16 protein-coding genes are annotated in these 19199 nt (G+C 30.2%); 4 read left to right on the top strand and 12 right to left on the bottom strand.

The genetic code is table 11. The annotated features are described in order from the left end of the window. Nucleotides 1-156: 156 nt before the first annotated feature. From OCU55_RS19505 to OCU55_RS19490, 4 genes are all read right to left on the bottom strand, one after another. Nucleotides 157-801, bottom strand: coding sequence for a hypothetical protein (locus tag OCU55_RS19505; protein WP_261853965.1), 645 nt, complete (start codon nucleotides 799-801; stop codon nucleotides 157-159). 192 nt (nucleotides 802-993) lie between these two features. Continuing rightward, complete coding sequence (locus OCU55_RS19500; protein WP_261853964.1) at nucleotides 994-2328, bottom strand: vWA domain-containing protein; 1335 nt, start codon at nucleotides 2326-2328, stop codon at nucleotides 994-996. Between the two features lie 196 nt (nucleotides 2329-2524). Further along, nucleotides 2525-3652: an AAA family ATPase gene (locus tag OCU55_RS19495; protein WP_261853963.1), complete on the bottom strand. Its 1128-nt coding sequence runs from the start codon at nucleotides 3650-3652 to the stop codon at nucleotides 2525-2527. A gap of 13 nt (nucleotides 3653-3665) precedes the next feature. Continuing rightward, nucleotides 3666-4442 carry a hypothetical protein gene (locus OCU55_RS19490; RefSeq protein WP_261853962.1) on the bottom strand — a complete coding sequence of 259 codons (777 nt, stop codon included), beginning with the start codon at nucleotides 4440-4442 and terminating at the stop codon, nucleotides 3666-3668. Nucleotides 4443-5006: 564 nt separating this feature from the next. Between OCU55_RS19490 and OCU55_RS19485 the strand changes: the two genes are divergently transcribed. Continuing rightward, entirely contained in the window at nucleotides 5007-5897 is an 891-nt protein-coding gene (locus OCU55_RS19485) for an IS1/IS1595 family N-terminal zinc-binding domain-containing protein (RefSeq protein ID WP_261853961.1), read from the top strand. A 795-nt stretch (nucleotides 5898-6692) separates the two neighbouring features. On the opposite strand, the gene OCU55_RS19480 is transcribed toward OCU55_RS19485, so the two are convergent. Both OCU55_RS19480 and OCU55_RS19475 read right to left on the bottom strand, forming a co-directional pair. Next, nucleotides 6693-6959, bottom strand: coding sequence for a hypothetical protein (locus OCU55_RS19480; RefSeq protein WP_261853960.1), 267 nt, complete (start codon nucleotides 6957-6959; stop codon nucleotides 6693-6695). Nucleotides 6960-6978: 19 nt separating this feature from the next. After that, a complete protein-coding gene (locus OCU55_RS19475; protein WP_261853959.1) occupies nucleotides 6979-7836 on the bottom strand; it encodes a cation diffusion facilitator family transporter in 858 nt (285 codons plus the stop codon). Between the two features lie 478 nt (nucleotides 7837-8314). Between OCU55_RS19475 and OCU55_RS19470 the strand changes: the two genes are divergently transcribed. Beyond that, the gene (locus OCU55_RS19470; protein WP_261853958.1) at nucleotides 8315-8926 is read left to right on the top strand and encodes an NAD(P)H-dependent oxidoreductase; all 612 of its coding nucleotides are present in this window, start codon (nucleotides 8315-8317) and stop codon (nucleotides 8924-8926) included. A 198-nt stretch (nucleotides 8927-9124) separates the two neighbouring features. On the opposite strand, the gene yjbM is transcribed toward OCU55_RS19470, so the two are convergent. Then, a complete protein-coding gene (gene yjbM, locus OCU55_RS19465; RefSeq protein ID WP_261853957.1) occupies nucleotides 9125-9919 on the bottom strand; it encodes a GTP diphosphokinase in 795 nt (264 codons plus the stop codon). Between the two features lie 334 nt (nucleotides 9920-10253). Between yjbM and OCU55_RS19460 the strand changes: the two genes are divergently transcribed. After that, nucleotides 10254-11042, top strand: coding sequence for a DUF2225 domain-containing protein (locus tag OCU55_RS19460; protein WP_261853956.1), 789 nt, complete (start codon nucleotides 10254-10256; stop codon nucleotides 11040-11042). 184 nt (nucleotides 11043-11226) lie between these two features. Next, complete coding sequence (locus OCU55_RS19455) at nucleotides 11227-12192, top strand: methyl-accepting chemotaxis protein (protein ID WP_261853955.1); 966 nt, start codon at nucleotides 11227-11229, stop codon at nucleotides 12190-12192. A 64-nt stretch (nucleotides 12193-12256) separates the two neighbouring features. On the opposite strand, the gene OCU55_RS19450 is transcribed toward OCU55_RS19455, so the two are convergent. The 5 genes from OCU55_RS19450 to OCU55_RS19430 all read right to left on the bottom strand — a co-directional run bounded on the left by OCU55_RS19450 (nucleotide 12257) and on the right by OCU55_RS19430 (nucleotide 19157). Continuing rightward, on the bottom strand, nucleotides 12257-14749 hold the full coding sequence (locus OCU55_RS19450) for a DsrE/DsrF/DrsH-like family protein (RefSeq protein ID WP_261853954.1): 2493 nt from the start codon (nucleotides 14747-14749) through the stop codon (nucleotides 12257-12259). A gap of 66 nt (nucleotides 14750-14815) precedes the next feature. After that, a complete protein-coding gene (locus tag OCU55_RS19445) occupies nucleotides 14816-15112 on the bottom strand; it encodes an ArsR/SmtB family transcription factor (protein ID WP_261853953.1) in 297 nt (98 codons plus the stop codon). A gap of 430 nt (nucleotides 15113-15542) precedes the next feature. Beyond that, nucleotides 15543-16232, bottom strand: coding sequence for a metallophosphoesterase (locus OCU55_RS19440; protein WP_261853952.1), 690 nt, complete (start codon nucleotides 16230-16232; stop codon nucleotides 15543-15545). 7 nt (nucleotides 16233-16239) lie between these two features. Further along, entirely contained in the window at nucleotides 16240-16506 is a 267-nt protein-coding gene (locus tag OCU55_RS19435; protein WP_261854040.1) for an EscU/YscU/HrcU family type III secretion system export apparatus switch protein, read from the bottom strand. Between the two features lie 290 nt (nucleotides 16507-16796). Continuing rightward, complete coding sequence (locus tag OCU55_RS19430) at nucleotides 16797-19157, bottom strand: hypothetical protein (protein WP_261853951.1); 2361 nt, start codon at nucleotides 19155-19157, stop codon at nucleotides 16797-16799. Nucleotides 19158-19199: the final 42 nt, after the last annotated feature.

Genomic DNA, 19199 nt, shown 5'->3' with positions numbered 1-19199 from the left:
TTTTATTTTTATATTATTCTTTAATTATTATACTTAGCCAAATAATTTTTATATTATAATAATCTTATCTCAGTTAAATATTATTGTTGAAATTAAGTTGTTACTGCGGAGATACTATATGAGTAAGCTATTAGAATTAAATGATTTTCGGAAATTCTAAGCCTTAAACTCAAAGCTTGAATAGTTATTACTTATATTAAATATCTTGTTTAGCATATCAATCCATAAATTCTTTACTTCTATCTTATCCTTCATCCCATCATAAGTTCCGTCATTAGAGTTTTTCTTTATAGTTGTCTGAAAATAAGCATCTAATTCCTTTGAAAAATCGCTCATCTTCTTAAAATTCAGCAAATCACTGCTTTTAAGTTCTATCTTGTCCCCATTTGAGTTAGCATTACTTTCTATAAACTTATTTACATATAGCTTTATTTTATTAATTGTATCGTTTGTAATGTCACTATTAATAGTCGAATCATTATTAAACACAAATCTCTTAGATTGCTTGTAATATGAGTAGTCATCCATTAACTTCCAAACCCCTATATACACCTGATCATATTGGGAAGATAATTTAACTAAATCAGTTTTTAATATACACTTGCTCTGTATTGAATTAGCCAATATTTGATTAATAGTTTCATTTCCATGAATTATTGTCTCTAGTTCATCAGAAGACTTTTTTCCAATCCTCTCCCTGTAGTTTCCGTTATCAACACTTAAGAAAACATTTACAATTAAACTTATAAGTAAAATCACCACAATAAAAGTAACATACTGAGAACTTTTAATCTTTCCCATATAATCTCCCCCCGAGCTACAAGGCTTAAGACAAATTCAAACATGTGTAAATTCATAATCCTCGCATAAATACCTATAGATTACATTTTACCATAGGATGTATCATTCAGCTATATTTGATATTACGAAGATTATGAATTTTTTATTAATTTAAGTTTTTTAACGTTACATAATGTAACACTATATACATCTTTATCTGGGCCAGTCATGTATAACATCTCTCATGGCCTGTAGACCATAATCATATCCATATTTTATTGTTTCTTCTCTAGTAAGTCTTTTTACTATTCCAGTAGACTTCTTTAAGCTAAGTTCTTCCTTACCAGTAAGCACCCATAGGATATCTTTATTTATTGGTTTTACAGTAAGCTCTTCTTCACCTAATCCATCAGTAAAGTATATTAAAATATGCTTTCTCATATTCTCTTTTTTCATATATTCAAATACCGGTGAGAATTTAGTTGCTCCACTTTTACTCATTCTCTTTTTTATATCCTTTGGAGAGGATAAACCATATACTCTCCTTATCTCATTGTCGCATTCAATAACTGTAATTTCTGCACTTTTACTCTTTGATATGGCCAAAATCTCAATCATTATATTATTCACTTCGTTATCACTCATAGATGCACTTATATCAATGGCCACTAAGATCTTAGGCATTACACTTGGAAGTTTTCCTCTTAAATCCAATCTTTCTGGCTGCCTTCTATCCTTACGAGTAATTGTTTTTTTATATCCACATCTTACAGAAGGTATTAACTTTTTTAAGTAATCACTCCATTGGATTTCAGGTTTTTCATCTAGAGCTAATATATACTTTTCAATATTCTTAGGAGCCTTTCCTTTATAAGCGTTTAAAGCAGTCTTTTTCTTTATCTCTTTTAATATATCTTCAGATATACTAGTATTTTCCCAGGTATCATGCGCACTTTCTACATCAATACTTGTAACTATACTTTCTTTAGTCTTTGCCTTAGCCTTTTTCCCCTTTTTAGTTATTGCTTTCTGCAATCCCTCAGCGTACTGTTCCATCGTCATATCTTCCTTAAGTTCAAGCTCATATTCTAAGTTAACAGTATATAGCCTGTCACACCAGGCAGGAAGATGCTCTATATACTGATTAACCGCTATGTCCATAGCCTTACTTATAGCTATATTAGAATACTTATCTCTTAAAGCTCGTTGTCTTTCATAATGCCCAAGCATTATATGATAGATTTCATGCTTAAAAAGCGCCTGCATCTCTTTAAGTTCGCATTGAAGAAATAGGATAGGGTTAAAGTACATATTGAAGCCTGATATAAGAGGTTCAGTAGCAATAGGCCAAGTTATATCTAGCTTAATACCTCTCTTTACTTGTATGAGAAATTGACCAAAAAAGTTATCCTCTTTTTCTAACATACTTATTATCACTTGCTCTATTAACTCATTAAAGCCTCTTTTAAAACTCTCATTAACATCATTTTCACTTTTCCATGTAGTTGTTTTCCTAAGTAATTCTCTTCTTCTTATATCAAAATTCATATATTATCACATCCTTATTAAGGAATTATCTATAGATAAACTACCTCATATTAGAATTTATCCAAATAAAGATTCTATTTAGAACTGGTTTATCTATAGATTACTACTTCATATTGAAATCTATATTTTAAAGCCTTTTTAATGAAGTAACACCTTTACTCCAACAAAATACTTAATTATAAACCTACTACGTACACTATTCAAATATATCAAAGAATGCATCTAAGAAATCTTCAGTATCTAGAATTTCTTGATATAACCCACTAGAAGAATAGTCACTTTTTATTTCCTTCATTATCCCAAGCCTCAAGTCCTTAGGATAAACCTTTAATAGTTCTGAGAAAACAGCTATTTTATTACTTCTTTCCCCTTCTAAACTCTCCAAGAATTCTAAGCAGTTCTTGGCAATTATATAAAGTCTAGAATGGCTTTCATTTTTAGTTCTTTCCTTCAATTCGAAGGATAAAATATCATCTTCAAATATATCTGCAGCAGTTATAAGTGGTGTCTTTAAATTTTTCACGAAGTTTATAAAGTCTCCTGAAATACTGGTTCCTACATTTCCCTTAACCACATTGTAAAATATATCAAAGGATATACTATCTTTATTCTTTAAGTAAACTCTATAAGCCTTAGATATTCTTTCCCAACTTCTCGGAGTCGCTTTAATGCTGTCCTTAGAATCTGGTGTGTGAAGGTATTCTGGAAAGGTAGATATAAATTGAATAACATCCCCATGAATATCACCTTTACTCATAGCCCACTTTATCCACGACTTAACATCTGAATCCATGTTGACCCAAACAAATCTGTCCTCCTGAGCAGGATCCATGTCCACAACTTGATAGTCGCTTTCCTCAAACCCATCATACTTGTTTGAAGGATTCATAGCAGCTACCACATGAACTCTATATGATAGTTTATAACCATTAATTTCTCTATTAAGTATAAGATTCATAAGCTCCTGCTGTACTGCATGCTCACATCTATTAAGCTCATCTATAAAAAGCAAAACCAAACTGGTGCTTCCATCTTCTAAAGCCTCATCAACCTCTACAAGCTTAGAATGTGTAGCATAAATAGTAGTTTTTCTCTTTACTTTTTTGCCACCAATGATATACTCTCTATCCTCAACCATTGGTAATCCACCAATCTCTCCTTCTTTAAGAAGATTGGCATCTATATTTACAAGGTAATACCTATTTTTTTCACATAACTCCTTAATTAAAGAAGTCTTTCCAATTCCACTTTCACCTATAATAAGAGGCACATCCCCTGCTTCTAAAACTAATTCAACTGTTTTTAATGCTTCACCAAAATTCATACCGTCACCTTCTCTACATCGATAGCTTATAATCAACTAATATCTTTTTAGCACTTTTACTTCCATATTCACTGATAAACTTCACTTTATTCATATCCAGTATCTCTAGCTCTAGATAATTTTTCACATAGTTATCACTGATATCTTCTCTGGCAAACTCCTCCATCAGCACTTCTACTACTATGTCCACATCTATGCTGTCATGTATATATTTAACTACATTTATATTGTCTCTTATAAAAAGCTTTATATCTTCATAGTCAAAATTCGAGATATAATTGATTGCTTCTTCACTAGCCTTAATTGCAGCTCTTTTTGCGCTCAAGGTTGGTTTATCTATAAATCTTATAGCTCCCCAATAATTTTCAATAGCCTTAAGCTGTACCTCTTCTGAAGGAGCTTTTATATATTTTATCGCATCATAATCTTTAGACACAGCCATTAGTTGAAGCTTTATACTTGGGTTCTCAACAAATTGAATTGCCCACCCCTTAGCTTTTACAGCTTCAGTCACTACCTTTTCATTTTTATTCTTTATAACCTTTAGTGAGTTCCAAAGGCTTTTAACTGCTACAACCGCTACATCTTCTTCAGCATCTTCAATATATTCAATCGCTAGCGGATTATTTTTAACTGCTTCATATTGAACCTCATATTCTGGATTCTTTATATACTGAATAGCAAATCCATTCTTCTTCACTGCAGCCAGCTTTAATTCTATACTTGGATTTTCTATATTTCTTATAGAAATAGGATTATCTAATATACTTCTAAGTTCATTATCTGCCATATTTAAGTCCTTTCTCTCTTAGACTCTCTTAAGGTCCTTAAGCCTGATTTTACGCATAAATTTTTAACTTTTTAACTTCTTAAATTTTTATATATTTATCTTTTTATAATTATAAAATTTGGTCCTAGGTCAAAATTTTATATTCATAAAAAGATAAAATGCATTAAATTTATATTTGTATTTATATGATTAATTCTACCAATATTTTACCTTACAATATTACTATATATTAGATAATAGTAATTATCAATTATTTATATAAATTTACACATTGAAATTTTAAAACATATGTTGGTGTTATCCCTAAGGAATTTTAAAAATTGTATTAAAAAATATATATAAGATAAAAACTCACCGAAGAAGGTTGGTATCCCCCTTTATATAAAAAGTTATATTATTTTAACTGTATACTATAAATGGAACATATGAGAAGAGATCTTCAGTGAATTTTTATAGTATGCAGTTATTTATTAAATAAATGTTGGTAATGATTAAAAACATGAATATGTGGCAAGCATTAAGAGGATAGCTTAATTATTAAATTTTCATAGTGAGGTGTTCCTTTTGCTACAGCATGATGTTGAATTAAAAAAGTTTGATTTGCATACTAATGATGTTATAAAAAGAGATTTTTATAAAGATAGAGTTGTAGAAGCTTGCCCAATTTGTGGATCAACTTGGCATATTAAATATGGTTTTTATAACGGAATTCAAAGATATAAATGCAAAGTGTGTGATAAAACTTTTTCACGCGCAACTAATTCATTGTGGAGTTATTCAAAGAAGAATACTAGAACCTGGATGGAATTTACTGAATTAATGACCGAAAATAAAACCTTAAAATTTTGCGCAGAGAAGCTAAATATAAGTATTGGGACAGCTTTTTATTGGAGACATAAAATACTTCAAGCATTAAGCATAGACTCAACCCCAGATAGTTTATCAGGAGTTGTACATGTAGGAAAAGTTATTTTAAAAGAGAACTTTAAAGGGTGCAGAAATCCAGAAATAATTGCAGCCTCAACTCCAAGGGAAGATATTTGGGTTATTGGTGCAAAAGGGCAAGAAGATTCTATGTTTATAAAACCAATATTTAAACATTGGTGGAATAGAGAAGTTTTCAATGAGAAAGTTTACTCTAAAATAGAAAATAAATCATACATTGCTCCATACGGAGACAGATATATTAAATCAATAGCAATAAGACATAATAGCAATAAATCCATTAAGGTAGATGCTGAGTATAGAATAAAATATCTTTGGCCAAATTTGAAAAAGTGGCTATCAATTTTCCATGGAGTGGCCTCAAAGTACCTTCAAAGATATCTTAGTTTCTTTATAATCATGAACTTGGATAAGGTGATCGATTATATGGACCTAATATATGATAGATTATTTAAAGGAAATAGATTTATAAAAACTGATGAAATAAGAATTACAAGTTCGCTTTTTTAAAGAAATTATACTTTAATAGAATATAACTATGACTCCCCTCTTAGATGTATATTGAAAATTCACATGTTTGTTGGTCATAACTTGACATATTTAGAAATAATCTCTTTCTATTAATGAGTATTAATAAGACCATAAATATTTAATTAAACTTTTAAACCATTAATAAGATTGTAAAGCGATTAATATAATTTTAAAGAAATTTACAAGGACATAGAGTATCCAATATAATTTTGAGAAACTAATATAATAATAAAGCTGCAAATGTTACTCAAAAATAATTGTAAAGAGGTATAGATCTGTCCGAAAACTGTTTCTAATATTGTGCTAATTTTAGAGAAGCGGCTTTAAAATATAAAGTTAATTATATGCTTGTCCGTCTACATATATAAATATTTACCAACATTTAATTAATAAATAATTGTATATAGAAAAAATAGTCTATAAGTATAGAGTGGTTGAAAATATTAGTTTATATATTGCCAAAACATACGAATTCAACTATTTTTCTAATTTGCTACACATTTTTAGAAAAATCTGAAGAGATATTAGTTTTATTGAACTGAAAGATTAGTTTAATTTATACTTAACAAGTCAGTAAGACAAAAAGTGAGGCAAAAAAATTCATTAATCACGTTAATATTAATACTTTAGTTCTATTTAATTCGATTCATAAATTAATCGATTAAAGTGTATTTACTACGATATTTTTATGAATAAAACTTATTATACCTTATATACATACAGAAAAAAATAACCATACTTATAAAAATACGAGTATGGTTATTAAGATTCTATTTACCTATCAAAAACTCTATAGCTTATCTTTCTTAAAAGATATATAAACAATAAGCATCCTGCTGGTATTCGCATTATTATATAATTATATGTAGATATGCTATCATAGTATTTAACTGATCCAATTACTAAAATATATATTATAGCTATGCAGGATAAGATATTGTAAACTTTATCTCTTTTTCGTATATCTTTAATCTTATGTGTCTTAAGGATAAAAACAAAACTTGTTATGATTGATATAATAATAACAACGTTAGCTAACAATTGTTCCTCCTTATTAAGCTTAAATCAAAGTTTCGAGCTTGATTAAAATATTACAATTTTTCAGTTTACTTTCTATATCATTCTCAATATTTTTCGAGATTTTATTTGCTTCCTTTAATGTTAGATTCTCATCTAATACTAGGTGTATATCAACATATCTTTGACTTCCAGCTTTTCTTGTTCTTAGTTCATGCCATTCAGTATAAGAATCTTTGTAATTTTCCATGATACTTTTTATCACAAGTAAATCCTCTTCTGATAAGCTAGAATCTAAAATCGGATTAAAAGCATCTCGTAATAACTCAAACGCTTCCTTACATATAAATAATGCCACTAATATTGCTACTATTGGATCAAGAAAATTTAGTCCAGTTATCCAAATTATTAAAAGTCCTCCACCTACACCTAGAGATGTATACACATCTGTTTTTAGATGCAATGCATCTGCCTTCAAGGCTATTGAATCATATTCCTGCGAAGCTTTATATAACTTACCAGACACATAAAAATTTATAGCTGCTGATATGAACATAACTACAAAACCAGCTCCAACAGATTCAACTACTACTCCAGATAATATATTTTTAGCCGCCTCCAATATAATCCAAAACGCAGCAACAAATATTAACAAAGCCTCGATTACTCCAGAGACATTTTCCATCTTTCCATGTCCATATGGATGTTCTTCATCTGCTGGCTTTCCTGAAATCTTTACAGAAATAAATGCTATAATAGCTGCCACTAAATCCACCGATGAGTGTATAGCCTCAGACATTATACTTACAGATCCTGTCAAAACACCAAATACTATTTTTAATATTATAATTGCAGAATTTGATACTATGGATAGCTTAGCAACATTATTTTTTTCACTCATTATAAACATCCTCCGAAATATGAATTATATTGATTTGCATAGTTATTTTAAAATGATTCTCATTTATTTTCATTTGAAAATCAATTGATATAAGTATTTTAATTAATTATCTATATTAAATCAAGTTAAGTTTTAGAACTTTGGTATATCTTTATAAAAGTATTTGAAATTTTTCTTTTTGATTTAGTATAAACATAGTTTTACATTGAAAAAATACTTAAGATGAATCTTTGATAAAAAGTTAGGTTTTTATATTAAATTTATTATGAACTATGTTGAATTTAATAATACTAAGTAGCATGTTATATTGAACCTACATAAGCACTTTGAACCGAAATCTATTTTCAAAACTCCTCAGTGTTCTGATAGGAAAATTTGAAAATATAAATTTTATTTTGAAGTGATACATCAATAACATATAACATATTTAACTTAAACGACAATGGTTCATCAATAACATATTATGAGGAGGACAATAATGAATAATTTAGTTGTTTTTGCACATCCAAATCAACAAAGCTTTTGTAAGGGGATAGTAGATACTGTAGTTAAGGCTTCTGAAGAAGCAGGCGCAAATGTAAAAGTTAGAGATTTATATCAAATGCAATTTTGCCCATTACTTAAGCCTGATGATTTCGTGGCTTTTCAAAGCGGCGGCACCCCAGCCGATATAAAAGAAGAGCAAGAGCAGATCAAATGGGCTGATGTAATAACTTTCGTTTTCCCTGTATGGTGGGCATCCATGCCAGCAATTTTAAAAGGATATATAGACAGAGTATTTTCATATGGTTTTGCTTATGAATACGTAAACGGTGCTCCTAATGGATTATTAAAGGGCAAGAAGGTAGTTATATTCTGTACTACGGGTACACCAAATGAAATGTATGCAGCAAGTGGAATGCACAAATCAATGGAACAAACTATAGGTCAAGGCATATTTAACTTCAGTGGTATAAAAGCGGTAGATCAAACCTTCTTTGGCGCAGTTCCTTATGTTACTGATGAAATTCGTAAAGATTATTTAGGTGATGTACGAAGAATCATCACACAAAATATTAGTCATACTGTTAGGGTTCCAATAGAAAGCTAATATATTGCAAAGCTCTAAAGTCAGTCTTTAACACACCTGTATTTTTATAAAGTTCATAAAATAACACAAAAAACTCTGAAATAAAAAAAATCACTGAAGCGACCTTCAGTGATTTTTTCGTATATCATATTAATTCTTTGCATAAGCTCATTAAGGATGAACAACTGTAATCCTAAAAATTTAAGTAGATTGTATTTTTTATATGTCCCTGTATTTTTCTATATCTCTTTGAACCAAATGAAGCAGATTGTTAAGTTCCCATACTTCTCCTTCTTCAATTAGCTTATTAAGAGAAACTTGATACCTTGAGGCCTCTGCAAGCTTTCCAATAGACATGAGGCTTAATATATTATTCATTATAGTAGAGATAAGATCTGACTTAACCTCAAATAACTTTTGTGCGTCTTTTATTTCGTCTTTTATCTCTAACATCTCTTCATCTAGTCTAAAGGCTGCATCAGCTGCTTTTTTAAGCTTTTGCTTTATCTCACCAGGAATTTGTTGTTTGTACTTATAATTCAAAGAATGTTCTATGGTAGCCCAAAAGTTCATAGCTAAAGTTCTTATTTGAAACTCTGCTAATATTTCCTTTTGTCCTTCAGCCATATTCACTGGATACTTGATTATCATATGATAACTTCTATAACCACTACCCTTTACATTGGCAACATAGTCCTTCTCATATAATATCTGCATATCTTTTCTTTCTCTTATAATTTCAACAACTCTTTGTATATCATCAACAAACTGACACATTATACGAACACCAGCTATGTCTTCCATCTCATATTGAAGTCTCTGCAATGGAATGTTGAATTTATTTGCTTTCTCTAAAATACTAGAAACTTCCTTCACTCTTCCAGTAATAAATTCAATAGGTGAATATTCATTCTTCCTTCTATACTCTTTTCTTATACTTTTTAGCTTAACTTTCAATTCCTCAACAGCCTGCTCATAAGGAGTAAGGAATTCCTTCCAGTTCTTTATTGCCATAATCTCACCTTTTCATAATCACTTTAAATCCAAGCCCTAAATACAAAAATGAATAAACTTCATTGCAACTTATATAATTATATCAAAATATAATTTATGTGTAAAAATTTTTATAACCATTACGATAATTAATTATAATTCCAAGTAGCAATGTATTAAAATATAGAGTAAAATTATATTTAAGAGTAAAATCAAATTAAACTTATGATTAAAAATTATATTTTATCACCTAAGAATTTAGTTAATAATTTATAACCCACAAATGCCAATTTTAAATTATTTTACATAATATGTCAACTAATATTTAAAGGTGTATTTATTAAGAGGTGTGATTATGGATAAAGTTTTTTCAGGATTAGAAAATTTAGGGTTTGACAACCTACAAAATGTAGATTTATATAACAAAGAGGAAAAAGCAAAGGCAGCAGCTGTACAGGCAGCAAAAAAAGAAGTGGATTTATCAAAATTTTTATATGATAAGGAATGCCAATGCCCTGTATGCGAAAGTAAATTTAAAGCTCGTTCACCTAAAACAAACGGACCTAGATTACAAAGCAAGGATTCAGATTTCTTCATGAGATATTCAGTTATAAGCCCATATTTTTATGATGTTTATGTGTGCCCAACTTGTGGGTATAGTGCAATGAAGGCTGATTTTAACAAATTAAAATCTTATCAAATTGAACCTATTGTAAAAGGTGTATCTAGTAAATGGAATCGTAAAGCTTATCCTGCAATTTATGATGAGAAGATCGCTATTGAAAGATATAAATTGGCTCTAATAAACAGTGTTGTTATGGAAGGAAAAAGCAGTACAAAAGCAATGATATGTCTCAAAATTGCGTGGATGTATAGACTTCTTGAAGATAGCACTAATGAAATTTCATTCTTAGAAAAGGCTTTAGAAGGCTTTGACAATGCTTACCAAAATGAAGATTTCCCTCTCTACGGTATGGATAGATTCAGTTTGATGTATCTTCTTGGGGAATTGTCCAGAAGAATAGGAAAAACTGAAGCAGCACTTCAATGGTTTAGCAAAGTAATTAGCAGCATTCAGGCACCGCAAAAGATTAAGGATATGACTAGAGATATGAGAGAATTAATTAAAGATCAACAACTGTAATATTAGTGGCTTTTTTGTTATTTTTTATAGAAAAGCCGAGAATTTTTTGCACTTTGTGCTATAATTAGATTATATAAGTTGAAATAAATAAACATTTTTTCTTATTTAACAATTATTATTAACAAATTTATTAAAAAAAACTTATATGTTTAATATTATATATGCAAATCAGGGGAGGATAATGATGGGATTATTTTCAAAAAAGAAAGAGTCTATAAGAGAAGTAGCTGCTACTCAACTAGAAGAAGTAGCCGTAAAAGAAGTAGTAAACACTGACTACCATAAATTTATGGATAGGTTGGTTATACTTTCTAATGAAGCTGATAATGTTAAGAGTAACATTGGAGATGTTACTGACTCTATATCAAATCTTACAACATCAACTGAATCAATCAATGAAGAACTTCATACAGCTGATGGAATGCTTAGAGGTTTTAATGAGTCAATGGAATCTTTAGCAATGAACATTAACAACGTACATATCTCTGTTCTTGATACTGATGAGTTAGCTGATAAAGGTATCGTTACAATAAACTCATTAGATTCATCACTTAAAGAACTTCAACAAGCCTTCCAAGTTTCATATTCAACTGTAAACGAGCTTGTATCAAAGCTAGAATCAGTTAATATGATAACTGATTCAATAAGCCAAATAGCAAGTCAAACAAACCTACTTGCTTTAAATGCAGCTATCGAAGCAGCTAGAGCTGGAGAAGCTGGTAAAGGGTTCTCAGTAGTAGCTGGAGAAGTTAGAAAGCTTGCAGAAAACTCTAAACAAGCTGTTCAAAGTATAACAAAAATATTAGATGAAATTAAAGTAGAAATACTAAATGCTTCTTCTGCTATGAATGGTGGAAATACAGCAATAGTAGCTCAACATGACACTATAGTTGAAACAAAAGACACTTTCACTAATATTAAGAATTCTATAGATGGTGCCACTTCAGAAATAAATGATTGTTTAGTTAACCTTGTTGCAACTGCTGAACAAAAGGATAACTTAATCAACTTTATAGGAAATGTAACTACTCTATCAAAAGAAAACTCAGCTTTGGTAGATGAGATAGCAGTAACTCTAAATGAACAAGTTGGTTCTCTTTCAGAATTTACTGATTCAGTTAAGGAAATAGAGAAAGATCTTAATAAATAAGTAAATTAAAAACCACTTCAGTATTGAAACTGAAGTGGTTTTTATCTTTAATCATATATATTATTTACACAAAAAGATTCACATTTGAATCCTCAGCCTCACCTAAGTAATAACCTACGCCGCCAAGATTAATATTATCTATAAGCTCTTCTTTCTTTATTCCCATTACATCCATAGACATAGTGCATGCTACTATATTAACTCCATTATCAATAGCAGCCTGTATTAAATCTTCTAAGGATTGTATATTTTTATTTTTCATAACCGCTCTAATCATTTTAGCCCCAAGACCACCCATATTCATCCTAGAAAGCGTAAGCTTTTTGCTACCTCTAGGCATCATCATTCCAAATGCTTTTTCAACAATGTTCTTTTTAGTGTTTATTTTATCATTTTTTCTAAGTATATTAAGTCCCCAGAAGGTAAAGAACATAGTAACCTTTCTCCCCATAGAAGCCGCTCCATTTGCAATTATAAAAGATGCTATTGCTTTATCTAAATCACCTGAGAATACTACAATAGTCTTTCCATCATTTACTGTTTTTACTTGGCCTCCATCACTGGTAACTGCAGTCTCATGGCTTAATGCATTACCTTTTTTTATATAGGCATTAATTATTCCTCCAGATTTTTTTATATCCATTAGTTCATTATTAGTTCTCTTAGCCCAAGCTTTTATATCTTCATAGAAACCTGGATCAGAAGCTTTAACACAAAGAACATCTCCATTTTCTAAATCATCCATAGCAGTTTTCACTTTCATCAATGGACCAGGGCAACTAAGACCACAAGCATCCAATTCAATAAGCTTACTATTATCCATACTGTCATAACCTTTCTCTACAGTTTCAGAATCATAATCCTTCACATTATCGTTATCATTCAAATCATTTGATATGGAAGGTTCATTAACCTTATAATTTCCTTGTATAAAGCTCTTATATCCACCAGTAAGATTTTTAACTTTAAAACCATTTTGAGATAGCATTCTAGAAGCAACATACCCTCTTAATCCAACAGCACAATATACTAATATTTCCTTCGCTTTATCAAGCTCGTTCATTCTTTCTCTCAACGAATTAACTGGTATGTTTAAAGCTCCTTCTATAGACCCATTCTCTACTTCTAATTCATCTCTAACATCCAATAATATAGTATTATCTTTATCTAAATCCTTCAATTCATCTAAGGAATACAAATCAGCCAAGCCTCTTAAATCATTTTGAGCGATAAATCCAATCATATTGGCAGGTGATTTAGCTGAAAGGAATGGTGGTGCATATGCAAGTTCTAGTTCAGTCAAATCATCAACTTTAGCTCCAAATCTTATTGCTGTAGCTATTACATCAATAAACTTATCAACCCCATCATAACCTAATGCTTGTGCTCCCAATACCTTACCATCTAGATCATATAATAGCTTTATTGAAAGTTCAGTAGCTCCTGGATAATAGCTTGCATGTGACATAGGATGAGCATATGCTTTTTTGTACTCTATACCTAATCTGTTTAAGGTTCTCTCATTATTTCCTGTGGAAGCTGCTGCAAGTGAAAATATCTTTAATATAGAAGTTCCCATGGTTCCTTTATATTCTGAGCTAATTCCACAGATATTATCTGCTGCTATCCTTCCTTGTCTGTTAGCTGGCCCAGCAAGTGGAACAAAAGCTTCATTTCCATTTACGAAATCTTTAACAGCAATAGCATCTCCAACAGCTAAAACTCCATCTGCAGAAGTTTTCATGTGAGCATCTACTAAAATGTGGCCCCTCTCACCTAGTTTTATCCCTGACTCCTTTAAGAAACCTGTATCTGGAGTTACACCTATAGCTAGTATTACCATATCTGTTTCTATTTTTGTTCCATCATTTAATTCAACTACTACCCCTGATTCACTCTTAATAAAGCTTTTAACACCATTATTAAGAATCAATGAAACACCACTAAAAGCAAGTTCCTTTTCTGCAATAGCTACCATCTCTGAGTCAAATGGAGCTAAGATATGGGGAGCTGCTTCTACCAAAGTAACTTGTAAGTTTCTTTCAACGAGATTTTCAGCCATTTCAATACCAATAAATCCACCGCCTATAACAACAGCCTTACGTGACTTCTTTTCATCAATTACGGACTTTATTCTATCTGTGTCTGCTATATTTCTTAGGGAATAAATATTCTCATTATCTATACCCTTGATATTTGGTCTTATAGGTTTTGCACCTGGTGAAAGCACAAGAAAGTCATATGATTCCTCATACTCTCCATTTTCCTTAGAGACTACCTTAACATTTTTTCTTTCTGTGTCAACAGATACTACTTCACTATTTATTTTTACATCTATATTAAATCTTCTCTTCATAGCCTCTGGAGTTTGAACTAATAACTTTTCTCTCTCTTTAATACTTTCTCCTATATAGTATGGTAGCCCACAATTTGCAAAAGATATATGTTCACCTTTTTCGAACATAATAACTTCAGCATTTTCATCTAATCGCCTAATCCTTGCAGCTGCAGATGCTCCACCTGCCACTCCACCAACTATTATAATTTTTTTACTCATATAACTATACCTCCAATAATTTTTGTGTTAAAAATAATTCTAAATCTCTAGATTAAAAACTTTTTACTATTTTGATAATCTATCTATCTCAGTTATAGCCTTTACTAGCTTGCTTACTTTGTCATTGCTAACCCTATAAGTTATTTCAAGTCCATTCTTATCGCCTTCTATAATCCCAAAGGACCTTAACTTTTGAAGATGCTGAGACACAGTTGATTGAGGCAATTCCAAACATTCCTGCATGTGAGAAACATTGCATCCTCCACTCTCAATCAAACCTTTTATTATACAAAGTCTTACAGGATGAGCTATTATTTTAAGCAGTTCCGCTATTTCTTCTAATTCTTTATAATTCATTTCCATTTAGTTCACCTCGTTATCTAACTATTTTCAACTTACTTAATATTAGTATATTCATATATTACGATATAGTGATATATTAGTCAATAATTATTTAACAGTAAATAATTATCTATATCATTTCTTGCTCCACTACCTTTCCACACATATGTGAGGAAAATACATAAAAAAATCGCTGAAGCAACTTTCTTCAGTGAATTTTTTGCGCATCTGCCTTTCCAAATGCATATAAGGAAAATTTGGTAGGCAAATAAGTTTTATTCTTTACTGTATTGCCACAAAAAACTTATAAAAGCATTGAAATATCTAGGTTTAGCTACCTTGAAAATTTCATAATCTCCTATACAGTTAAAAACCCACTCCAGTTTTACTACCGAAGTGGGTTTTTATTATTTATACTATATTTCAATACATTGATTTAACAAATAAGTATTTAATCTAAAATCTTTACTGGGTCAAAGTTAATATAGTCACATGCAGTCATTATATATTGAACATCTTCATGCATACCATTTATCACTCTCGATAGTGCTGGTCCATGTAGATGACCATATATGACCTTTTCCACATTATATTCTTTAAATATTTCTGTGAATGCTGATCCATCAAATTTTTCATTAGTAGGTGGATAATGTATCATACAAATGAACTTCTCATATCCAGCTCTTTTGGCAGCATCTAAGGACAGCTTTAATCTTATTTGTTCTCTAGAATAAATCTTTTCATCACGACTAGTAAACTTATCACTACCTGGACAAATCCATCCTCGTGTACCACATATGGCATAATCTTCATATGTAAAAAAATTATTTTGTATAAAATGCATGCCTTCATACATAGAATTTAACTTAGATATGCTACTCCACCAATAGTCATGATTTCCCTTTATTATTATTTTTCTCCCTGGAAGATTGTTAATCCAATCAAGGTCATCTTTACTTTCATCAGCAGTCATTGACCATGATATATCACCGCCAATTAATACTGTATCTTCTGCTGTTATTTTAGTTATCCAATTTTCTTTTATCTTTTCATCATGCCTATACCAGTTCTGTCCAAATATATCCATAGGCTTATCAACATTCAAAGCAAGATGAAGATCAGAAATAGCATATAGCGCCATATTAAATTCACCTTTCGTCTATTAGTTTATCTATATCAGTTACATAGGCTATCACATGGGCTACGGCTTCGTAAAGATCATAAGGGATATTATCTCCTACATCTACGTTTGACAACATCTCAGCTAATTCTTTATTATAAACTACAGGTATTTTATTTTCTTCTGCTTTTTCAATTATCTTATCAGCTATAATTCCAATACCTGCTGCAGTTACAATAGGTGCCTCAAAATTCTGTTCGTATTTAAGTGCAGCAGCTTTTCTCCTTTGGTTCACATCATCACACCCTTTGCCTATTCCATTCATTGATATGTAACCTTATAGTTAAAATCACCGAAAAAAACGCTGAAGCGACTTTCTTTAGTGATTTTTTTGCGCATCTGCCTTCTCCAATATATATAAGGAAAAATTGGCAGGCGACATATTCTTTTTATTTATTCTTTAACTTATATTATGCTTTAAGTCTATTACGTATTCTTATCACAAATCTAATCGAGTTACTTCCTAAAGAAATAAATAAAGTTTCTACTCTTAATTATATCAGATTAATAGGTAAATCGTATATATTAAACAGTTACATTTATGGCAGATATATTCTTATCATCAAAAAAATCTCTACAATTTACTAGATTTACATCTTCTAGCTTTTTGGATATAACAATATTTGAAATGAAGCCCATATTCTCTAAGGAATTTTGAAGTTTACTTTTTCCGAGATCTAAAGCCTTAACAAATCTTCCATCACATTTTAAATCAATGCTAAGAACCTTATTCTTTAAATTTAGATATCCATCAACTGTGCCTAAATTAAAAGTTTTTACGGTAACTACCATCTTAACATTAGTAGAATCAACTTTTTTGCCTTCTTTTCTATCATCTTTTATTATAAGCTTACAAGGATAGTCCTTTTCTTTTAGGTTAATAGGAAGGTCTAAGCAATAATATTGATTATTTAAATTATTAAATACTTTAAAATCATTCATATTACTTTTTAAAAGTTCCATTACCTTTTCACCGAGTTTTTCAGAAAATACTCCATTTAATTGATTCTTGATAGTATCATTTAATTTTTCAATAACCTTCATTCTGGTTGGCTCATCTAAATTAGCCATCTTAACTTCTAAGATCTTATCAATTCCATGCTTATCCAATAAAGCCTTTACTACATCAATTTTGGGATTTTCAATTTCCTTTGGACCTAACTGCTCAGCTAATTTATCAACTGAAGAATTAGTTTGCTGAACCGCAGACTTACCCTTAGGCAAGTTTTCTTTATATTCAATAGTTTCTCCATTAGGAGCAGTTTCATTCTTATTAATAATACCTGTCTTGCTGTCAGGAGCTACTCCATCATTATTGACTTGCTCTTCAATAACTTTATTTATAATATCGTCGATTGAATTATTTAAATCATTATTTATAGTACTATTCACTGAATCTAAATGAGTGATTACATTTTTTATAAGATCCTTTACTTGCTCACTTCTGTTAGCAAATTGATTCTTTATAATTTCATTATTAGGTAAGTTTGATTCAGAATTTACACCTTTATCGAAAGATAACTTACTCATACCTTTTGACTCATTAAGACTTACTTGCCTGTTATCAGTACCATTTGTTTGCTTTTCTTCTTTTATTATATCCTTTATAGAAGTATCATTTACATCACTATCTTCATAAGAAGCATTTACAATCTTTATGATATCTTGAAATTTATTAAATTCCTTATTTGATATAGCGATTCTTCTATCCAATATCTTAAATACACTATCCTCTATATTTTCCTTACTCACTTGGGACATTTCATTACCACTATTTAATACTTCCTGTCTAATGGTGGCAATCAATTCTTTATCTGAAAATGATGCTAATTTGTTATCCAACACATCATATTCACCAGACATTATAAATTGACTTTTATTATCAGCTAGCAAGTCTCTTAAGCTATCTTTCAATATATTGTTATCATCTAAGGTCATAGATTTAAGCAGTTGAAGCATATTAATCTTACTATTTCCTGTGGAATATAAGTCATTAATAAGCTTAGCTCTTAAGTTATTGAAAGTCACCTCAGTATTAGCTTCACTTGAATTGCCCATAATAACAGAAGTTTTTTCATTATTCGATTCATTTGCACTAACTTTACTCCCCTTCTGATTTTCTTCAGACGAAAGTAACTTATTTAAATCTACTCCATTATCAAATGACTTTATTTCCGTTTCTGCCATCTCACCTTTAATTACATTCAAGTTTTCGAAAATCTCCGAGAAATTTTTCGATATTTTATTAAAACTCTCTATATTTTCTGACGTTAAATCTATCCCATTCTCCATCATCATCATAAGTGAATTTTTATCTAAAGACTTAAAATTACTAAAAAAGTCTTTTAAAAGCTTTTGTATCTTTTGTCCTTGTTCACTATCCTTTTCTATGCCTCTCGTAGAAAGATATTTATCAATAAACACCTCTGCTTCTTTAGGATCACCTTGAAGCTTGTCCTTAAAATTCATAATTCCTTTAAGTCTTACAACATTATCCTTTGTCAAACTCATGTTAAATTTTATCATTAACTTTATGGTATCCTTATCTTCAGTAGAAAGTCCTTCAGCTTTAATAAAATCATCTATTGGATCTTTACTGCTGCTTCCTTCTTTAGTGATATCATTTGCAATCTTAAGTTTTAACTTTCCGTCTACAAAACCGTCTACTTGAAACTTAACTAATCCATCTTTGATTTGTTCAAGAGGAGCATCTACTTCTGCAGCAAATTGCCAACCATCTACAAGCTTAATCATGACTTCATTTTTATCATCTAAAGATTTCACTACTCTTCCAGAAAACTTTTCACCTACTTCAAAGGTTAGCTTTGAAGATACTTTTTTATTTCCAGTATTATATGCATTATTTACATTCCAAATCGCTGGCATAAGCTACTCCTCTCTAAAAAACTATATATACTATATTATCGG

The sequence above is a fragment of the Clostridium folliculivorans genome (genome assembly GCF_024341905.1).
GTDB classification, from domain to species: Bacteria; Bacillota; Clostridia; order Clostridiales; family Clostridiaceae; genus Clostridium_AR; species Clostridium_AR folliculivorans.
Note: the sequence above shows the minus strand (reverse complement) of the source record. Positions and strands in the feature narration are given on the sequence as shown.

Coding starts and splice junctions, on each gene's coding strand:
- OCU55_RS19460 (WP_261853956.1), top strand. CDS start 10,254: ATGGATAAAGTTTTTTCAGGATTAGAAAATTTAGGGTTTGACAACCTA.
- OCU55_RS19445 (WP_261853953.1), bottom strand. CDS start 15,112: ATGGAAATGAATTATAAAGAATTAGAAGAAATAGCGGAACTGCTTAAA.
- OCU55_RS19455 (WP_261853955.1), top strand. CDS start 11,227: ATGGGATTATTTTCAAAAAAGAAAGAGTCTATAAGAGAAGTAGCTGCT.
- OCU55_RS19430 (WP_261853951.1), bottom strand. CDS start 19,157: ATGCCAGCGATTTGGAATGTAAATAATGCATATAATACTGGAAATAAA.
- OCU55_RS19490 (WP_261853962.1), bottom strand. CDS start 4,442: ATGGCAGATAATGAACTTAGAAGTATATTAGATAATCCTATTTCTATA.
- OCU55_RS19440 (WP_261853952.1), bottom strand. CDS start 16,232: ATGGCGCTATATGCTATTTCTGATCTTCATCTTGCTTTGAATGTTGAT.
- yjbM (WP_261853957.1), bottom strand. CDS start 9,919: ATGGCAATAAAGAACTGGAAGGAATTCCTTACTCCTTATGAGCAGGCT.
- OCU55_RS19495 (WP_261853963.1), bottom strand. CDS start 3,652: ATGAATTTTGGTGAAGCATTAAAAACAGTTGAATTAGTTTTAGAAGCA.
- OCU55_RS19505 (WP_261853965.1), bottom strand. CDS start 801: ATGGGAAAGATTAAAAGTTCTCAGTATGTTACTTTTATTGTGGTGATT.
- OCU55_RS19475 (WP_261853959.1), bottom strand. CDS start 7,836: ATGAGTGAAAAAAATAATGTTGCTAAGCTATCCATAGTATCAAATTCT.
- OCU55_RS19500 (WP_261853964.1), bottom strand. CDS start 2,328: ATGAATTTTGATATAAGAAGAAGAGAATTACTTAGGAAAACAACTACA.
- OCU55_RS19450 (WP_261853954.1), bottom strand. CDS start 14,749: ATGAGTAAAAAAATTATAATAGTTGGTGGAGTGGCAGGTGGAGCATCT.
- OCU55_RS19470 (WP_261853958.1), top strand. CDS start 8,315: ATGAATAATTTAGTTGTTTTTGCACATCCAAATCAACAAAGCTTTTGT.